16 protein-coding genes are annotated in these 17780 nt (G+C 56.4%); 14 read left to right on the forward strand and 2 right to left on the reverse strand.

The window, feature by feature from the left end; genetic code table 11:
* Window positions 1-5: 5 nt before the first annotated feature.
* Window positions 6-1088 carry an acyltransferase family protein gene (locus tag FHT77_RS20430; protein ID WP_183756757.1) on the forward strand — a complete coding sequence of 361 codons (1083 nt, stop codon included), beginning with the start codon at window positions 6-8 and terminating at the stop codon, window positions 1086-1088.
* 266 nt (window positions 1089-1354) lie between these two features.
* Here FHT77_RS20430 and FHT77_RS20435 read toward each other — a convergent pair whose 3' ends face one another.
* Window positions 1355-2161, reverse strand: a complete 807-nt coding sequence (locus tag FHT77_RS20435; protein ID WP_183756724.1) for a DUF1206 domain-containing protein — start codon at window positions 2159-2161, stop codon at window positions 1355-1357.
* Window positions 2162-2351: 190 nt separating this feature from the next.
* Here FHT77_RS20435 and FHT77_RS20440 point away from each other — a divergent pair, with 190 nt between their 5' ends.
* From FHT77_RS20440 to FHT77_RS20475, 8 genes are all read left to right on the forward strand, one after another.
* Complete coding sequence (locus FHT77_RS20440; RefSeq protein WP_183756725.1) at window positions 2352-2684, forward strand: hypothetical protein; 333 nt, start codon at window positions 2352-2354, stop codon at window positions 2682-2684.
* A 116-nt stretch (window positions 2685-2800) separates the two neighbouring features.
* Window positions 2801-3661 (forward strand): alpha/beta fold hydrolase, encoded by an 861-nt coding sequence (locus FHT77_RS20445; protein WP_183756726.1) that lies wholly within the window; start codon window positions 2801-2803, stop codon window positions 3659-3661.
* Window positions 3662-3749: 88 nt separating this feature from the next.
* The gene (locus tag FHT77_RS20450) at window positions 3750-3911 is read left to right on the forward strand and encodes a DUF2934 domain-containing protein (protein ID WP_183756727.1); all 162 of its coding nucleotides are present in this window, start codon (window positions 3750-3752) and stop codon (window positions 3909-3911) included.
* A gap of 277 nt (window positions 3912-4188) precedes the next feature.
* On the forward strand, window positions 4189-4779 hold the full coding sequence (locus FHT77_RS20455) for a cysteine hydrolase family protein (protein ID WP_183756758.1): 591 nt from the start codon (window positions 4189-4191) through the stop codon (window positions 4777-4779).
* 11 nt (window positions 4780-4790) lie between these two features.
* Window positions 4791-5834, forward strand: coding sequence for an ATP-dependent DNA ligase (locus FHT77_RS20460; RefSeq protein WP_183756728.1), 1044 nt, complete (start codon window positions 4791-4793; stop codon window positions 5832-5834).
* Window positions 5835-6009: 175 nt separating this feature from the next.
* Entirely contained in the window at window positions 6010-6579 is a 570-nt protein-coding gene (locus FHT77_RS20465) for a nutrient deprivation-induced protein (RefSeq protein WP_405049303.1), read from the forward strand.
* Window positions 6572-6988, forward strand: a complete 417-nt coding sequence (locus FHT77_RS20470) for a phage holin family protein (RefSeq protein WP_183756729.1) — start codon at window positions 6572-6574, stop codon at window positions 6986-6988. The genes FHT77_RS20465 and FHT77_RS20470 overlap by 8 nt, the downstream gene beginning before the upstream one ends.
* Complete coding sequence (locus tag FHT77_RS20475; protein ID WP_183756730.1) at window positions 6988-7989, forward strand: DUF3618 domain-containing protein; 1002 nt, start codon at window positions 6988-6990, stop codon at window positions 7987-7989. The genes FHT77_RS20470 and FHT77_RS20475 overlap by 1 nt, the downstream gene beginning before the upstream one ends.
* A gap of 492 nt (window positions 7990-8481) precedes the next feature.
* On the opposite strand, the gene FHT77_RS20480 is transcribed toward FHT77_RS20475, so the two are convergent.
* On the reverse strand, window positions 8482-10314 hold the full coding sequence (locus tag FHT77_RS20480; RefSeq protein WP_246719996.1) for a potassium transporter Kup: 1833 nt from the start codon (window positions 10312-10314) through the stop codon (window positions 8482-8484).
* Between the two features lie 2050 nt (window positions 10315-12364).
* Between FHT77_RS20480 and FHT77_RS20485 the strand changes: the two genes are divergently transcribed.
* From FHT77_RS20485 to FHT77_RS20505, 5 genes are all read left to right on the forward strand, one after another.
* The gene (locus FHT77_RS20485) at window positions 12365-13078 is read left to right on the forward strand and encodes a Crp/Fnr family transcriptional regulator (RefSeq protein WP_183756760.1); all 714 of its coding nucleotides are present in this window, start codon (window positions 12365-12367) and stop codon (window positions 13076-13078) included.
* 571 nt (window positions 13079-13649) lie between these two features.
* Window positions 13650-14618 carry a DUF72 domain-containing protein gene (locus FHT77_RS20490; RefSeq protein ID WP_183756732.1) on the forward strand — a complete coding sequence of 323 codons (969 nt, stop codon included), beginning with the start codon at window positions 13650-13652 and terminating at the stop codon, window positions 14616-14618.
* 264 nt (window positions 14619-14882) lie between these two features.
* Window positions 14883-16118 carry a DUF763 domain-containing protein gene (locus FHT77_RS20495; protein WP_183756733.1) on the forward strand — a complete coding sequence of 412 codons (1236 nt, stop codon included), beginning with the start codon at window positions 14883-14885 and terminating at the stop codon, window positions 16116-16118.
* A gap of 448 nt (window positions 16119-16566) precedes the next feature.
* A complete protein-coding gene (locus FHT77_RS20500; RefSeq protein ID WP_183756734.1) occupies window positions 16567-16824 on the forward strand; it encodes a DUF982 domain-containing protein in 258 nt (85 codons plus the stop codon).
* Between the two features lie 425 nt (window positions 16825-17249).
* Window positions 17250-17780 (forward strand): ArdC family protein (locus FHT77_RS20505; RefSeq protein WP_183756735.1); only part of this gene is annotated, 531 nt, incomplete at its 3' end.

Here is a 17780-nt window from a genome sequence, read left to right on the forward strand (position 1 = left end):
TGCGCATGGCGAGTAGTCAGAGATCGACTTCCCACTACGTAGCACTCGATGGCGTGCGAGGTATCGCGGCAATATCAGTGCTGCTCTTTCACCTCGAACGGTGGCTCAATGTCCCGGGGCTTGCCGCGAACGGAAATCTCGCGGTCGACATGTTTTTCACCTTGAGCGGGTTTGTTCTTGCAGTTGCCTATTCCGAGAGGGTTCATAAGATGAACCTCTGGGACTTCTTCGTCATGCGTGCGGTCAGGCTCATGCCTTTGATCATGCTCGCAACCATCATAAGCTGTTCGTACGTTCTGCTAAGGGCCGTCTGGCAAGCCAACGATATTGTCCTTTCGACGGTGGCCATCGCCCTCTTCACCGGTGCCCTCAACATTCCCTACTTCCATGCCCCTTTCAACATCGGCGGCCCCCAGTTGTTTCCGCTCAACGGCCCACAATTTTCTCTATTCCTGGAGGTCGTGGCCAATGTCGCGTGGTGGGCTGTCCGCTTCGGTCCACAGATCGCCATCGCAGTCCTTACCTTCGTCGTATCGGCCATCTGCGTGATCGTCTTCGGTATCGGAGGCGATACCACAGAGACGTTTTGGCTCGGGTTTGCGCATGTTGGTTCGTCATTCGCGCTTGGGGTGCTGATCTTTCATCTCGACCGGATGATCACACGCAGGCGGACGCGGCTGGTCGGAAGTCTATTCTGGTGCCTGACCGCACTCATGCTGCTGGTGTTCTACGTGCCCGTGGAAGCCACGTTTACATTGAAGCTGTTCTGGAAATTCGTTCTCGCACCTGCGTTGGTGTGGGCCGGGGCGTATGTAACGTTGAATAAAACGCAGGAAGGGGTCGCAAGGTACCTTGGCGATTTATCCTATCCCATCTACGCCTTGCACTATCCGCTCTTTTGTTGGGTCAACGGCACTCTGCAAGCCGCCACAGGCGTTAAGGAGCCGATTGTTGAGGTGCCGCTCGTCGTGGTGACGGTGATCATTGCCAGCGATGTGGCCTTGCGGCTTTTCGACAGACCGGTACGTCTTTTTCTATCGCGGCATATTTTTGCAAGATCAGGCGTTCACGCGGCCACCCCGGGTTAATCACATACGCGCGATTGCGAGTACCACGATGAGAATATAGCCGAGCAGTGATGTTGCGAACATGGCGACGAGCAAAGAAACCAAACCTTCTCGCTTGCATCGACCGGCCTTGATGTCTTTGGCAGGCCCGCTCCAGGACCGGGGAAAGAGCTGTCGTCTCGGAACATTCTACCTCATCCGCATATGATGCTTCGAACATGCATCACTCACGAATCTTCCCTTTTTAAAAGAAGCCCCGGATTGTCGAGCCGCCTCAGTTATGCTTTTCATAGTCCTGCTGGCATCTTTGATCGTATAGCACCCACATCAGGGGAGCGAATAATGCGGTAGCGCGCCTCTACGAAGTTGTAGAGGCCGAAGGATGCCAAGCCGAGAGCGACGGCCAAATAGATGATCGCGCCAAAAGGTAGACGACGGATCCAGTTCAGCGCATCTGCCATGCTCCCTGCCTTATCGGGATCAACCGTAAGAGCTGCGTAGCAAAACAGTACCCCGATGATCAGAAAGATGATTCCGCGAGATACCAGCCCATAAATACATAACAAAAGCAGCGGCCTGCGACCTGATACGGAAAGATAGCGTTCGAAGTGACGGGACAACCCCTTGTGGACTGTAATCCCGCCGCCGAGCAGGAAAGCGAGCCCGATCGCGCCGGCCAGATAGATCCCGAAAGGTTGCGCCAGAGCCCAGGCCGCCAGTCCCTTCTCTCCACTGCCGTGGCCGCCGTAGTCAAGATTCAAGGTCCGCGAGAAAGCATAGGCCGCAAGTCCTATATAAATCACCGCGCTCGCGAAAAGGGTCGCTCGGATTGCAAGACCTTTCGCGTCGTTTTCGTGATTGTCTGCATTCGCTACAGACTGGGCCAGCCGCCAGGCCACAAAACCCAGCAGCCCCATACCAATCAATGTGAGCCATACTCGTCCGAGGGGCTGCGAGAGAAGAGTATCGAGCGCGGATCTGGTCTCTGGCCGGCTACCAAAACTCGAAAAGAGCGCAAGACCTGCAACGAGAACAAAAACGATACCCCGAGCTACGTATCCTGCGCGTGCGAGCAATTCAAATTTGGAAACCATGGCAACTTCGAACCTCCGAGAAAATCAGGAACGAGACGAAAGGCGTTGAGTTCCATTGCGCTGTTGTCCTTGTCCCACGCAGATGGAATGTGTCTGCGGCGACCGAACGGACTGGCATGTCTTTGCGTTACATCGGTAAGAGAGAGGATGAGGGAAACGCTATCCCAAGTCCCTGCGAGGAGGAGCGATTATGGTTGATACTCGTACCAAGGGATCAGGCGCAAAGGCCGCGCTCGAGCAGTATTTCGAAGAGATCGAAGAAGGCCAGCGTGAACCGCCCGATGACGACGAAAACTTGCTGGAACTTGAAGACGCTCTCAGGGAAGTTGCTTGGCTTCGCAAAGAGGTGGGGGATTTGCGGACTCAACTGGCCATCATGAGAGGATCAACGGAGGAAGTCACCAAGGAAGCATCGCGATCCTGGCTGAAGGTCACGGCAGCCGCCGCGACGGCTCTTGCGCTCGGAACGATATTCAGTCGGCGCCATTACCGGGCGCGGGGTGGCCACGCACACCTACGATGATCGTCTGCAGCAAGTCATGAGGTGGCCGCTGCTTCTATCAAGCCGGCTGGCTATCATCGAGTTTGCGGTTCCCCTGCGCAACACGCCTCGCGTCACACTCACCGCCGGAGACGTTCATGTTTGACAATTTTGAATTGAAGATTGCTGCGACGACCGAAGGCCAAATTCGTCTTCGGATTGGCGGTAAAGGGCCAGCGACGATGCTCCTTCATGGACACCCGCGAACTCATATGACCTGGGGGAAGGTTGCTGACGCGCTGGCAGACCACTTTACGGTTATTTGCCCGGATCTTCCGGGGTTTGGCGGGTCCTTCATTCCAGCCGACAGTTGCAACAGCGAAAAATCTTCGAAACGAGCAAAGGCTGCCGTTCTCAAGGAACTTATGGAGAACCTCGGTTTTTTTAGTTTCAACGTTGTGGGTCATGATCGTGGAAGCCTCACGGCATTTCGGTTGGCGATGGACTATCCCCAATCGGTCCGGCGGCTAATCACCATCGATGGATTGCCTGTGATCGAGCATCTGGAGCGCGCCGACTGGAAATTCGCCAGAGATTGGTACCACTGGTTCTTCTTTGCCCAACCCGAAAAACCCGAACGGGCAATTTCCTCTGATCCCGACGCCTGGTACAACAATCTGTCGGCAGAGCTGATGGGGCAGGAAGCTTACGATGACGTGTTGAGGGCCATTCACGACCCTGCCGTAGTTCATGGGATGATCGAGGATTATCGAGCCAGCACACGAATTGACCATCTGCATGATCGGGAAGATCGTGACGCTGGGCGACAGGTTCAATGCAAGATGTTGTGTCTTTGGTCTCTCCGAGATGATCTCCAGAAGATCTACGGAAATCCGGCTGCAATTTGGAACTGCTGGGCCCGCGATGTCGAAGGTTTCGGTATCGACAGTGGGCATCACGTCGCTGAAGAAAACCCGGAGGCTTTGGCCTCAGCAATCACAGACTTCCTTCTGGAGTGACAGTCTCCGCGATAATCAAACTTCCCGCTGGAACTCTGTTGAAAGCACGAGGTTAGTAAACGTTACCCAGAGCCTAGGAGCGCTTGCTATGACCGAGGACAGGATTCGGGCCGAGGCCGACAGAAAATGGGAGGCCGAGGGCCGTCCCGATGGACAGGCCGAACGACACTGGCTCGTCGCTGAAAAGGAGATTACCAAGACCGAGGGCTTACCGAAAGCAAGGTCGTCTGACCAAGCAGGTGGCACATAGTCCCATCTGACGATCCAGAGGATACCGGCTCGGATGCAGTTCCCTCGCAGAAGGCAACGACGCCGTTCAGCCCGGGCGAACTGGCGTCCGAGAATAAGTGAGTAACGCTCGGCATCATCGACGGCGGCCGGAACGTTTGACCGTACCCGTCCGCCATGGGACTGAGCTCTACCGAAGCCAGGGATGGAGCACATAACTGGAGAGGGGTTGGTTGCACCTGGCCATCATGTTTTGCAGAAAAGAACCGTGCCGGCCAATCGAATTTGAAAGGCGAAAAATGTCAAACTGGGTGCATCTTTGTATCGACATGCAGAGGCTGTTTGCGGAGGACACGCCCTGGCACGTGGCGTGGATGAAAGAGGTTTCGCCACAGGTTGTCGCACTCGCGGAGCGCCATCCGGAGGCTACGATATTCACCCGTTTTGTTCCGCCGCGGAAGGCTGAAGACATGACTGGGATGTGGCGTGCCTATTACGAAAAATGGGGGATGATGACCCGAGACAATCTTGACACGGCTCTTATTGATCTCGTTCCGGCCTTGCGCGCCCTGACGCCACCGGCGCGCATCTTTGACAAGATGACCTACTCACCATGGGTCAGCGGCGAGCTGCATTCCATTCTGAAAGAGGGTGTCGATACCGTCGTTCTGACCGGTGGAGAAACTGATGTTTGCGTGCTTGCCGCGGCTCTCGGCGCAATCGATCTCGGTTACCGCGTCGTCCTATTGAAGGATGCTGTTTGTAGTGGCGCCGATGATACGCACGACGCGTCTCTGGAACTCCTCGGCGACCGCTTTTCCGTGCAGCTTCGTCTTATCACAGCGGATCAATTCCTAAGCAGTCTGCCATCAGGTTTGCACCTGGATTAGGGCAAAAAGCCATGACCAATGCCGCAAAGAACCGTTCCTACGCGCTGCCCCTCGATATCGAACCAATGGAAGCGAAGCTGGTCAACAGCCTCCCAGACCAGAAGGGGTGGCAGTTCGAGCCGAAATGGGATGGATTTCGGTGCCTCGCTTTCAAGGAAGGATCAGTTGTTGACCTTCGGGCGAAGTCCGGAAAACCTCTGGGGCGATATTTCCCCGAAATGCTGTCGCTGCTGAAGGACCTGCCCGTTACACGGTTTGTGGTCGACGGCGAGCTTGTAATTGAAGCTGGTGGACATCTATCGTTTGAAACGCTGCAAATGCGCCTCCATCCTGCTGAAAGGCGGATACGAAAGCTGTCGACCACTCACCCGGCCAAACTTGTTCTTTTCGATATTCTTGCAGATAACAATGGGCGTTCTCAGCTCAAGGAACCTTTCGAACGACGACGAGAGCTCCTCGAGGATTTACTAGGACCCTTCGTATTAAAGAATCGGCTGGCGCTCTCGCCCTATACCAAATCTGCACAGACTGCCGAAGAGTGGCTCTCTAAAGCGGGAGCTGATGGTTTCGACGGGGTCGTTTGCAAACGTCTTGATGGAGCCTATGAAACTGGCGAGCGCGCCATGATCAAGGTGAAACGATTGCGAACTGCCGATTGCGTGATTGGCGGATTTCGGTACGGGAGCCGCTCGGATAAAGTCGGCTCGCTTCTGCTTGGTCTATACAACAAGGAGGGTAAGCTTGATCATGTTGGCTTCACGTCGAGCATCAGAGACCGCGAACGAGCGGAGCTCACTGAAAAGTTGGAGGCACTTCGCGAGCCTCCCGGGTTCACTGGCAAGAAGCCCGGAGGTCCCAGCCGGTGGAGTACTGAGCGAACCGGTGAGTGGGAGCCGCTGAAGCCGGACCTTGTCGTTGAGGTCCGGTTCGATCACGTAACAGGTCGTCGTTTTCGCCATGGGACGACGCTGGTCAGGTGGCGGCCTGACAAGAAGCCACGTCAATGCGACTACGAGCAAATCGACCAGGCGATCATGGTGGACCCCACTTTCTGACGGGCCGGGTGGGCGCCAAGCTGCAGCGCCTACCAAATCAACAGATCGCGTCGGGAGCCGATGGCTCTATTCATCCGGTGCAAATTTCGCCCGATCGAACAGCCTGTCACGCAAAGTGGAACAAAGCTTTGCTGTCAGGGTTGGACGTTCTCTACCGCAAGCATGGGAGATTTAGATGTCCAACGAATTCCCGAGAGGGGATGCCCCCTTCGCGCCGGCCCTGACGGCGCAGCAGGAGGAAAGGTCAACGACGTCCGGCACCTCAACGACACCCGACGCGATGGCGAAAGCCAGTGACCTGAAAGAAAAGGTGGCCGACGATCTGAGTTCGGTCCAAGACAGCCTGAAAGCGGGCGCTGATACCGCAGTTGAAAAAGCAAGGGACGCAGCCGCCAGCCAGAAAAATTTTCTCGCCCGCCAAGTCGGCGGCATCGCAACTGCACTCCAAAAAGTGGGTTCGGAACTTGAAAATTCGGATCAGCCTGAAACCGGACGCTATGCCAGCCAAATTGGACGGAGCGTGCAGGCCGTTGCCCGGCAGATAGAAAACCGGGATCTTGGCGAACTGGCAACGGCCGCGGAAGATTTCGGTCGCAGGCAACCGGTGGCATTCCTGAGCGTGGCGGCCCTTGCTGGTCTGGCCGCAAGCCGTTTTCTCACCGCTTCTGCAAAACGTTCGCCCGGTTCTGTGACTAACCAGTCTCGAAAGACGGATTACAAGAGCGAGGGTAACACAGATGTCTAAAGTACCCGATAACTTATCGCTGTCGGAACTGGTGGGTGGTCTTGTCACTGACGTGACGAGTCTGTTGCGCAAGGAAATCGACCTCGCGAAAACGGAAGCATCCGAAAAATTCTCGCAGGCACTCACAGGCGTTGAAGTTCTGATATTTGGACTGGTCCTGGCAATCGGTGCGGTGGGCGTGCTGTTGACGGCCGCGGTGGCAGGACTTGCGGCGTTTCTCGTTACACAAGGTATCTCCCCGGCGAGCGCGAATGCCTTGGCAGCTTTGATCATCGGAGTGGTTATAGCGGGTATCGCCTGGGCCATGGTCGCCAAGGGTCTCTCGGCTTTGCGCGGAAGCAATCTTCGGCTTGACCGGACGGCAACGTCGCTTCGCCGTGATGTCGGTGCTGTAAAGGAGAAATTTTAATGAGCAACTCAGCCGAAAAAACCTCTCTGGATTTGCAACGGGAAATCGAAGTGGATCGGAAGCGGATCGAAAATCGGATCGACGCTATCCAGGAAAAGATGTCGCCCGGCGAACTGATAGATGAAGTTCTGAACTATGCAAAACAAAGCGGTGGCGCCGAATATGTAAGCAATCTTGGTCGGGCGCTAAAAATGAACCCGATGCCGGTCGCTCTGATGGGGATCAGTCTTGCTTGGCTGATGGCAAAACAGAATGGCGATGCGCAATTGACAACAGCATCCGATCCTGAGTACCCACTCTACTCGGCCGATGGTGCGATCCGCCGTTTGGGGCCTCCTGAAATCGAATTCGGCAGCAGATATAGCTATTTCACAGACAACACCGGGAAGCGCTTGAAAGCGTTGACGGATGAGGCTGGTGCACGCGCCGGTCATTTCATTGACGAGGCGGGAAAGACGTATCGCGGATTTGTCGACGCAGGCGGAAAGCAGATCGAACAGATTGCCGATGAAACGGGCGCCATGTTCGATGCAGCATCCGGTTGGACCGCAAAAACCTGGGCCCAGGTCAAGGATGCAACGAGCAGCGTAGGATCAAAAGCATCGCAAGCGATGTCGTCGTTGTCCGATCGATCGGCCTCGGCCGGGGCAAGCATCCAGGAACAGACCACTAAGCTAAATGATGCTATTCTCACCCATTTCAGAGACCAACCTCTCGTTGGTGGAGCCTTGGCTTTCGCCGTCGGAGCCGCGATCGGTGCGGCGCTTCCGCATAGCGAGATGGAGGATGAAATGCTAGGCGATACCGCAGACCTCGCCAAGACCAAGATTGCCGACGAGGCGGCGAACATGGCCGAACAAGGCATGGATATTGCGTCGGGTGTCTACGAGCAAGCTGTTTCGGTGGCCGCCGAGGCACACGATGTGGTCAAAGATCGGATTCTGGAGGAGGTTGATGCCTTCAAAGCCGGGAACGGCGCTACCGAACCCAAACCGCGCTAGGATACTTTTGACCTGGTCCAGCCAATCCTTGCCGAGTTGAGGGTTGGCGCAAAACCTGACAGCATCTGACCGTGACCGGCGCGGCGCTGATACGGTCGGTGTGGTATCACTTCAACCGGTTCGCGACCGGTTGGCTGTCATTGGAACGGTGACCTGGGTTCGTGTGTGCTGTCACGAGCTGTCGGCGCCGTTGATGAGAATATCCCTCGCAAGGCCTTGAAAAGCGCATCGCCCGCAAACGCGTTGCCGCCGTCATGGCACACCGGTCTTACGAGTTTCGATCAGGTTCTGAATTACACTGGGAGCCGAGGACGAGTGCACAGGGCCGGGCTGGTGCGGCGCCATGCGACAACAAACACTCGCGCTCCCACCAGGGCGAAGCTGTCCACCTGCGCCTTAGGCCATGTGCGCGAAATCCGTGAAATGGCACCTCCGCAGCCTCTGTTCCAGCGTCTTTAACCACCCTGCAATTGAAGGCTCTAAGAAGCGGAGTCAGATGACCGTCTGAAGACCAAGCTCGACCACACGGCCCGTCGGCAAGCTGAAGTAATCCGTTGCGTTGCCCGCGTTTCTGGAAAGTGCGATAAACAGCCTATCCTGCCACAGTGGCATGCCGCCTTTCTTCGAAGGGAGGATTGTTCGGCGGGAAAGGAAAAATGACGTGGACATTATATCGAACGTCAATCCGAGCTTGCGTGCCAGAACGAGGGCGCTCGGTATATTTGGTGTCTCCATATAGCCAAATGTGATGATCAGCCTGCTGAAGAGCGGATTGAAGCTTTCAAGGGAAATCTTGTCATCATCAGCAACAAAGGGCTTGGCAGCCGTCACCACGCTCAAAATTACGTTGTGCTCATGGATGACCTTGTAGTGCTTCAGACTATGCAGCAATGCGGTCGGAGCGCCTTCGATGTCACTCGTCAAGAAAACTGCTGTTCCGGGCACCGTCGGCGGTTTCCTGCGGTGAAGACTGTCAATGATGGAGGCAAGGGGGATTTCGTCGGCTTTGGTCCGGTTTGCCAAGATCCGCCGACCGGCGGTCCAGGTCTGCATGAGGAGTGCCATTGTCGATGCCACAGCAACCGGGACCCATCCGCCGTCAGCAAACTTCACCACATTCGCGAAAAGAAATCCGGTGTCGATCACCATCAGGGGGACGATGACAGCCAGCGTCGTTGCGATGGTCCAGTTCCAGGAGCGTCGCATCACCACGAAGAGCAGCAACGATGTTATCAACATCTCACCAGTGACGGCTATGCCATAAGCCGCGGATAATCCGCTCGAGCTCTGAAAGAAGATTACGAGAGCAGCTACGAAGACAAACAGGAGGCTGTTAACCTGTGGCATAAAGATCTGCCCTAAATGGGTCTCGGAGGTATGCCGGATCTCAAGGCGCGGAAGCAGGTTAAGGTGCATTGCCTGGCGGACCAGCGAATACGCCCCGGAAATTACTGCTTGGCTAGCGATGACGGTAGCAGCCGTTGCGAGGCAAACGATCGGCAATCTTGCCCACTCCGGATGCATGGAGAAGAAAGGATGAGAAGCCATTTCTGGATGAGCAAGAACGAATGCGCCTTGTCCGAAATAGTTAAGTAGCAAGCTTGGGAACACGAGCACAAACCAGGCGACAACGATGGGCCGCCGTCCAAAGTGACCAAGATCCACATAAAGAGCCTCTGCGCCGGTCACAGCAAGGAATACAGCACCGAGCACAGCAACTGTCGACGAAAGGTTGTGCTCTATGTATCGGACAGCGTGAGCCGGGTTGACCGCGCTTAGCACTGTCGGATCGTCCAAAATATGGACTGCTCCGCTGATGCCAAGCACGACGAACCAAAGCGCGGTAATTGGTCCGAAAACCGACGCGACACCGCCCGTGCCAAAGCGCTGGACAAAGAACAGGGCGGCAATAATCGTGAGAGTGATAGGTACGACCCAATCGGATAGGGCAGGGGCGACAACCTGTATGCCTTCAACCGCCGAAAGGACGGATATCGCCGGCGTGATAATGGCATCGCCGAGGAAAAGGGAAGCCCCCGCGACGCCTAGGACCAGAACCCATTTGGGGCGGTCTGCAAAGCTCTCACGGGCCAAGCTCATTAGCGACAACGTGCCGCCTTCACCGCGGTTGTCTGCCCTAAGCACAAAGCAGACATATTTGAGGGTGACAACGACCGTAAGCGCCCAGACAATGAGCGATAGAACCCCAAGAACGTCTGGTCGGCTTTCACCAACTCTGCCCGTCGCATGCAGCGCTTCTCGAAAGGCATAGAGCGGACTTGTGCCGATATCCCCATAGACGACACCCAGCGCTGCTATCACCATAAATGGGAGACCGGTCCTGGATTCGTGTTCCAGTTCCGGATCGTTATTCCGCAGTTGGCGATAGGTCACGTTGTCGTTCCTGAGGCACTGGTGCCTTACCGTGACGTTGCCATTACAGCGGGGCTATTGCAACGACCCTGTTGACGGCCAATGATTCCAGATGATCGTTCCTCCGCGTGGCGGGCACCGCATGCGGTTCGACGGTTCGGGCCTACCTTCGCGACTACCCTGCTAGGTCAGACATCATCGGGCAGTATGTTTCCGGCTGCCGACGCAAACGCGATTGCCTCCCGCCGGTCTCGCAAATGGCCGCGATATCGCTATTGCAGAGAGCCTCGTGATCACCGACGTCGTATCCTTCGGCCTGAGCCTGCGCACGCAGTATTTCCGCCTGTTGGTCAAAGACGACCCCGTCGACCTCAAATCCCTCGCGTTCCCTCTCCTCCCCCTTATTCTTCAGCCAATTATATATAGTTGTCACCGAGAAGGTTCCGCATCAAATGCTCTGGCAGCCCAACTGAAAATTGCGGCATTTGTCCAAGAAAGATAGGAAAACCAGTATTATACGGCCAATTGGGCCGTCCGCCTCATCGCTCACATTGTGCCGTGCCCTACGGCGACCGTATCGACACCTGTTGTCGCTGCTGTCGGTACCTTTAGCCTCGGGTTCACGTCAGCTTCGCGCTATGATCTCAAGGAGCCACAATCATGCTTAAGGCAACCAACCGTCTTGATTGGCGCGACTGAGGTGGGATCCTGCCGTATGTTCCAGGAAAAAGCTGATCTCGTGCTCCAACCCGACGCAGGCTTCACTCTTCGCCTCAACGAGGCCTGGAGCAGCATTGTCGAGAAGTAGCCGGTCGCGCGCCAAGATAGCCTCGGCGTAGAGCTCGAACAGATCTCGCAACCTAGGGGCTTTGGCAGAGTGTCGCCGGAAGCTTGGTCTACGCATCATGAACGTAGCATAGCCATGTCTAAACAGGTCAACGGCCTTCAGATCCATCTCTAACGCTCGCAACTCGGGACACGCTCTCACAGAAAGGCCCTTGATGAATGGCCGTTTAACCGTGCACGACGGAAAGGGCGGCAGCACCTGATAGCATTCTAATATGAAGGTATCCTGAAAGACAAAGGATGAAAAGTATCACTCGTCGTACGAGGGAACTACTCAACCAGTCAAATGCGGCTCCGAAGACCAAAAATCGCGCCCGTGATCTATTACTCGCCGCGTTACTTCCATGTCCTCTTTTAAGCTTTGCGCGAGCGGGCGCACATTCGGCCAGGGGGCCGACCGACATCGGTCGCCTGCTCGGCCGCATCTGCTAAGCGCTGCATCGAAGCGCCCGGACGCCGCGTCGTGTATTTTTCTTGGAACAGTTGACCCGCCTTATCGGTTGGTATGCCGACCAAATCATCAACGGGAGCTCGTCGTGACGGTTATTCGCCCCGACATCTTTGCTGACCCACAGCCAGAAGAAGCATTCGTCCGGCGCGATGGGCAGGGGGTGTGTTTGTTCAAGTTCGCTGTCGAATACCGGCTGGACGGAACTCTTTGGGCTGCGGATATCTGGGCTTACTCCCACCAAGACGCGGAAGCGCGCGTAGCTGCAATGAAGAAGTCGCTTGCCGTTTGCGGCCAAGTCTATTGCGAGGTCCTTGCATGACGCAATCGCGCGTCGCCGTACAGAAACTAACCTCCAGAGTCCGCTGTTGATTCTCAACCGTGTCAGGAAGTGAGCAGCTCCGCTTCCTGGGCGAAAAGCACACCGATGCTGTGTCCGCCTGACGAGTGGCCGCCTGTGGTGGCATAACCGATCAGATAGGATCATCTCCTGAATGATGCGTGTTAGGAGCTCAGAGCTCGACTGGCATTCCTCTGCTGGATAGACGGCCGGTGGTGATCACCAGGGCTGACGGCTTTCAGGGCGGTCTTAGCCGAGCAACTGTTCGCCAGCGTACCGAAAAACATGGGCAACAACAAGATGTTATACAGCAGACACGCGCTGGCGGCTCACCGTGGGCGGCTATTTTCCGATGCTTGAAGAGTTCCATGTCTGTTCCTGATCAATCGACCATGCAAAATCGTCTTCTGGCTCGCCTGCCTGGGGAAGAATACCAAAAGATCGTGAGCAGGATGGAGAAAATCCAGCTTAGGCACGGTTTTGTCATTGTGAAAGCCGACAGGCCAATAGACTACGTATATTTCCTGACCAGCGGCATCGGTTCGGTCATCACGGTTTCGGCTGGCAAACATCGGGCGGAGGCTGGAATGTTAGGTCGAGAAGGATTTTCACCAACATCGGCGGGTGTTGGAGGCACAATTTCTGTGCATGAAGTTCTTATGCAGGTCGAAGGGGACGGGTACAGGATGCCCCTTGATTCGGCACTTGTGGCCATCTCCGAAAATCCGACGTTCGCCAACCTTCTCGCACGATTCATTCAAACTTTCGCGTCTCAGATCTCCTACACTGCCCTGTCGAACGTGAACTATCAGATTGATGCCCGACTTGCACGTTGGTTGCTCATGTCACACGATCGGGTGGACGGGGACGAGATCGGGCTCACACATGACTTTATATCGCTAATGCTGGGTGTCCGGCGCCCAAGCGTGACGACCGCGCTGCATGTGCTGGAGGGAATGAAGCTTGTCCGTTCGGAACGCGGGCGAATAACCATTCGCGATCGAAGAGGCATGGAAGAGTTCGCAGGTGATTCCTATGGAAAGCCCGAAGAAGAATATCGGCGGTTAATCGGCGAATTTTAGCGCCGCGCCCGCGGAAGGTGTTTCGTCCGAGAATTGCGGTCCGGTTCCCAGCTCCTCGTCGCGAGCCGCATCGCCTTCCGACTGGCCCGTACTCAGCTATTATCGTTTCTGCCTGCTCCTTGCTGATGCGGTGCTTTTTGGCGAAGTATGCCACCTCGATGCTCATCCTCTGCAGCGGTCCTGCGGCCCGTGATTACTGGTATCGTCGGACATATTCGGACAATCCAGCAAGATCGAGGCGCGCGCGCGACCATGATGGTTACTCCGTCAACCACGAGGGATTGTGCGTGCTCGTGCTCGAATACACGATGACCGCACCCCGACGGCCCTCCGCCATTCTGTTGCGTCGACCCGTTTGCTAACAAAACGAGGTAATGGGCCCAAGGCTCGTCGGGAAAGCCCTTTCAACCGAGACGACGCTAACCGACAACACCTTTCGCCTCTTCGGCGCGATCACCGGGCGAAATGAAGCTCGTAGTCGATGACGAGGTTTCGGCTGCGCGGATCAGGCGCCGTTATTCTCAAATGCTGGCTCACGGAACAAGTTGCACGACTTCCAGGTTTGTCCGACATGGGACGAACTGGAAGAATTCGTATCGGCATCTCGGGCTGGACCTACAAGCCTTGGCGGGGCACATTTTACCCAGATAAGCTGCCACAAAGTCAGGAGCTGGCCTACGCATCGCGGCGATTTCAAACAATCGAGGTCAATGGGACTTTCTACGGATTGCAAAAGCCGGAGGCGTTCCAGCATTGGAGAGATACCACGCCGGAGAATTTTGTTTTCTCAATCAAGGGCTCCCGCTACATCACGCACATGCTGCGGCTCAAGAACATCGAAACACCCCTTGCCAACTTTGTAGCGTCTGGTCCGTTGCGCCTTGGGTCGAAGCTCGGACCGATCCTGTGGCAATTTCCGCCGAGCTTTAAATTCGATGAAAACCTCTTCGATCACTTTCTGCGTATCCTGCCGAAGAATACGGAAGATGCGGCCGCTCTCGCGAAGCGACATGACGAAAGGCTCCGTAGTCGATGTTGGCTTGAATGCGAAGACAGGCAGCCATTGCGCCATGCGGTGGAGATCCGTCACGACAGCTTTCGGAGCGAGCGATTTATCGAACTCTTGAGAAAGCATGGAGTTGCCCTCGTTTGCGCAGACTCGCGCGAATGGCCTCTGTTGATGGACGTTACCGCGGATTTCATTTACTGCCGCCTTCATGGTTCGGACGAGCTTTACGTCAGTGGATATGATGACGACGCCCTTGAAACATGGGCCGGTCGCATTCATGCTTGGGCGCATGGCGGGGAACCCGACAATGTCGAGCGGCTGACGTCTCGCTTGCCGCGGTCGAAGGCGGGCCGCGATGTGTACGTCTACTTCGACAATGACGTTAAGGTTCGTGCGCCCGCCGACGCACGATCGCTGGCTACGAGGCTCGACGTGGTTTGTCCCGATGACGATCAGGCGCTTGAAAAGGCTGGGAAAGACATTGCCGAGCAAGCGCGTCCGCACTGGCCGCCGGTTAGGCGTCGGCAGTGAATGCGACGATGGTTGCGCGCATATTCCGGGGCGATCTGCCGACACGCAATAGCGCCTCGTTAAAGCCTCCGGTTGAGCATCAGTTGCGTCAGTGCTGTTGCGTGGCGTCCTCAATAGCGGAAATTTTTCGCCGGCTGACGCATGGCCCCATCGTCTTTTCAGCCTTGTACCTTGAGCTCAGCATCACTATGAAAAAAGGTAGAGACATTCATTCACGGCGCAAGACGCCACCCTCCTCGACCAGGAATAGGCCTCAACAGAAAAATGTCTAAGCGATCGGGCAGTGCTGACCTTCCACTCCATGGCGGGCGCGTTCCTCACTGGCTGAGTGACCGCATGGCCAAGCTTGGCGCATTGATCGCCGAGGCAGTTGTCCATCACTATGGCCGCGATGAGTTTCTTCGCCGCATGTCGCATCCGTTCTGGTTCCAATCGTTTGGTGCTGTGATGGGAATGGACTGGCACTCGTCCGGCATAACAACCAGCGTGCTGGGTGCAATGAAGCGTGGCTTGAGGCCAATCTCGGGCGAGTTAGGTCTGCATGTGTGTGGTGGACGGGGTGCGCAGTCGCGCAAGACACCCCAGGAGCTCATCGATATCGGCAGTCGTACAGGGCTCGACGGCGCAGCCCTGGCAAACGTCAGTCGGCTTGTTGCAAAGGTCGACAGCGCAGCCGTTCAGGATGGCTTTGATCTTTACCTGCACGGGTTCATAGTGACCGATGACGGTCATTGGGTGGTGGTGCAGCAGGGGATGAACCAGGAGCGGCGCCAAGCCAGGCGTTATCATTGGCTGTCAGAGGGGCTCGAAAGCTTCCTCAATTCTCCGCATTGCGCGATAGAGGGGCGCGTCCAGGGAAACATTATTAATCTCGCTGACCGTAAGGCGGAAAAATCAAGACGTGACCAGCTCCATCTGTTATCCACGCTTGGGCCGGATCAGATTGCGCGGGAAGTCCACGCTGCGACAGTGGTTGTCGCTCCTTCTCCTTCCAAGGTGGAACAACCAGAGCTGCCACATCTTATCATGCCGTCTCATCACGACGTCCGCGAGAACGATGTGAACATGAAGCGACTCCATGCAAATCTGGCAGCCGCCGCTGATCGCGGTCCGGCGGACTATCAGGAGTTGCTGCTGACACCGGGCGTAGGGCCACGGACCGTAAGAGCACTTGCGATGGTCGCCGAAGTGGTCCACGGCGCACCCTACCGGTTTTCCGATCCGGCACGGTTTTCACTCGCCCACGGTGGCAAGGACCGGCATCCCTTTCCGGTGCCTGTGAAGGTGTATGACGAAACCATACGCGTATTGAAATCGGCAGTCTCCAAGGGAAGACTTGGACGAGATGAGGAACTCGCGGCCTTGAGGCGTCTCGACGCTCAGGCCCGGAAACTCGAACATCACGCCTCGGGTCCCCAATTCAGCGAGATCATCGCGGAGGAAATGGGCATGTCTGCCCAGTTCGGTGGACGAAGTGTGTTCGGATGGGAGCGAGAATAAAGAGCGTTCACGGCCAAGCCCAAATTCTGGAAAATGTTGTAGTTCAGCTCACAGGCGCTTGAACATTTCCGCCTTACTATTCGCCAACAATCGAGGTTGCTAGCGATCGAACTGGTTCCGTCGACCTCACGCGGGCACGGTACCATTCCCTGTCTGAAAATTACCTTCAACGCCACGGTTTCAACCGTGCCACAAATGCGCGGGTGTCGAAATCCCGCGCGTGCAATGGGATTAACTGGATGGAAGCCCCACCACTAAAACGAAGGCTCGCTGCTCTTTAGACCGAGCGAGTGTCTGCTCGTTCGCCATCCATTTGGCATTTACGTCTTTGCAATTGTCCTCGACGCGCCGAACCGGAACAAACCGCACCGAAGACGGTTCTGATTTCTAGCCGCCCGGGAAGCAATTCGAAGCCCCGGTAGCGCTTGCGATTGCCGGGGAGGTCAGAATGCCAGACATTAAAAAGTGGGCGAAGCCTATTTCCTTCGTTTCACCGCAAACAGGCAACTACCGAACGATCGAGAGCGCAAGCGATGCCATTGCCGTATTGCGCGGCGCAGGCTGGCCCGTCCAGACTGGCAAGCAGCTGCGTGAAGCCAAGAAGATCTGCGTCGAAGTGATTGACGGGAAGCGGCCTCCCGCTGAGGCCCGCAGGGCTTTTATTGCGGCTGCAGTCGAGGCGCACATCTTCGTCAAGGAGAAATAACAGGACCGGCCGGCAAGCGGGGCCTTTCCAGCCAAAGCTGAACGCATTCTCATTCCGCGAATGTAAACGATGCCGAAGAAATGCCGTCAAGAGCCAATGGCCCTGACGAAGATCCAGAACGACAGTGTCGATCCTACCACCGGGCCTTTACCAGCATAGTCATCGCCCCCTCTTCGGAGCCGGATCACGCGCTACGATGCCTGATTTTGTTCCTGGCCCAGCGGTCATATGATTGTCTCGGCTGCCAGTCGCGCCTCGCGTCCTGCCCCGGCTGTTGGTCCTGCCAGGCCCGCGCAGTCCCGCAACAGCTTTGCCGTCCTCCACCTTCGTTTCGGCCCTTCGGGTGCGGATCAGCGCTTGCGAGCCCGGCTGTCGGACCGCCGTAGCAGGTCGCGATGGTCGCGACTTCAAACGGAGGTTCCAACATGAGCAGGCAGCCCATTCACCAACGATCCGATCTATACAGCCGCATCACCGACAAGATCATCGCCGAGCTCGAACAGGGCGTGCGACCCTGGATCCAGCCCTGGACCACAACCAATGCCGCCGACCGGATCACCCGGCCACTGCGCCACAACGGCGAGCCCTATTCTGGCATCAACGTCCTGCTCCTCTGGTCCGAGGCGATTGCTCGCGGCTTTGCCTCTCCGACCTGGATGACATTTCGCCAGGCGCTGGAATTTGGTGCCGCCGTCCGCAAGGGCGAGACCGGCACTACCGTCGTCTTTGCCAGCTCCTTCATCCGCACCGAAACCAATGACACCGGCCAGGAGATCGAACACGACATTCCCTTCCTCAAGGCCTACACCGTCTTCAACGCCGACCAGATCACCGGACTGGACCCACGCTTCCACCGGATCGCCACGACCGACGAGCCGATCACCCGCATTGCCCATGCCGACCGGTTCTTCGCCAACACTGGCGCCCTGATCCGCCATGGCGGGTGCTCGGCCTAT

It is taken from the genome of Rhizobium sp. BK181, assembly GCF_014193305.1.
Lineage (GTDB): Bacteria > Pseudomonadota > Alphaproteobacteria > Rhizobiales > Rhizobiaceae > Rhizobium.

What these genes read in the sequence shown, in the direction of transcription:
- FHT77_RS20430 (WP_183756757.1), top strand. Translation starts at nt 6, where the DNA reads ATGGCGAGTAGTCAGAGATCGACTTCCCACTACGTAGCACTCGATGGC.
- FHT77_RS20435 (WP_183756724.1), bottom strand. Translation starts at nt 2,161, where the DNA reads ATGGTTTCCAAATTTGAATTGCTCGCACGCGCAGGATACGTAGCTCGG.
- FHT77_RS20440 (WP_183756725.1), top strand. Translation starts at nt 2,352, where the DNA reads ATGGTTGATACTCGTACCAAGGGATCAGGCGCAAAGGCCGCGCTCGAG.
- FHT77_RS20445 (WP_183756726.1), top strand. Translation starts at nt 2,801, where the DNA reads ATGTTTGACAATTTTGAATTGAAGATTGCTGCGACGACCGAAGGCCAA.
- FHT77_RS20450 (WP_183756727.1), top strand. Translation starts at nt 3,750, where the DNA reads ATGACCGAGGACAGGATTCGGGCCGAGGCCGACAGAAAATGGGAGGCC.
- FHT77_RS20455 (WP_183756758.1), top strand. Translation starts at nt 4,189, where the DNA reads ATGTCAAACTGGGTGCATCTTTGTATCGACATGCAGAGGCTGTTTGCG.
- FHT77_RS20460 (WP_183756728.1), top strand. Translation starts at nt 4,791, where the DNA reads ATGACCAATGCCGCAAAGAACCGTTCCTACGCGCTGCCCCTCGATATC.
- FHT77_RS20465 (WP_405049303.1), top strand. Translation starts at nt 6,010, where the DNA reads ATGTCCAACGAATTCCCGAGAGGGGATGCCCCCTTCGCGCCGGCCCTG.
- FHT77_RS20470 (WP_183756729.1), top strand. Translation starts at nt 6,572, where the DNA reads ATGTCTAAAGTACCCGATAACTTATCGCTGTCGGAACTGGTGGGTGGT.
- FHT77_RS20475 (WP_183756730.1), top strand. Translation starts at nt 6,988, where the DNA reads ATGAGCAACTCAGCCGAAAAAACCTCTCTGGATTTGCAACGGGAAATC.
- FHT77_RS20480 (WP_246719996.1), bottom strand. Translation starts at nt 10,314, where the DNA reads ATGGTGATAGCAGCGCTGGGTGTCGTCTATGGGGATATCGGCACAAGT.
- FHT77_RS20485 (WP_183756760.1), top strand. Translation starts at nt 12,365, where the DNA reads ATGTCTGTTCCTGATCAATCGACCATGCAAAATCGTCTTCTGGCTCGC.
- FHT77_RS20490 (WP_183756732.1), top strand. Translation starts at nt 13,650, where the DNA reads ATGGGACGAACTGGAAGAATTCGTATCGGCATCTCGGGCTGGACCTAC.
- FHT77_RS20495 (WP_183756733.1), top strand. Translation starts at nt 14,883, where the DNA reads ATGTCTAAGCGATCGGGCAGTGCTGACCTTCCACTCCATGGCGGGCGC.
- FHT77_RS20500 (WP_183756734.1), top strand. Translation starts at nt 16,567, where the DNA reads ATGCCAGACATTAAAAAGTGGGCGAAGCCTATTTCCTTCGTTTCACCG.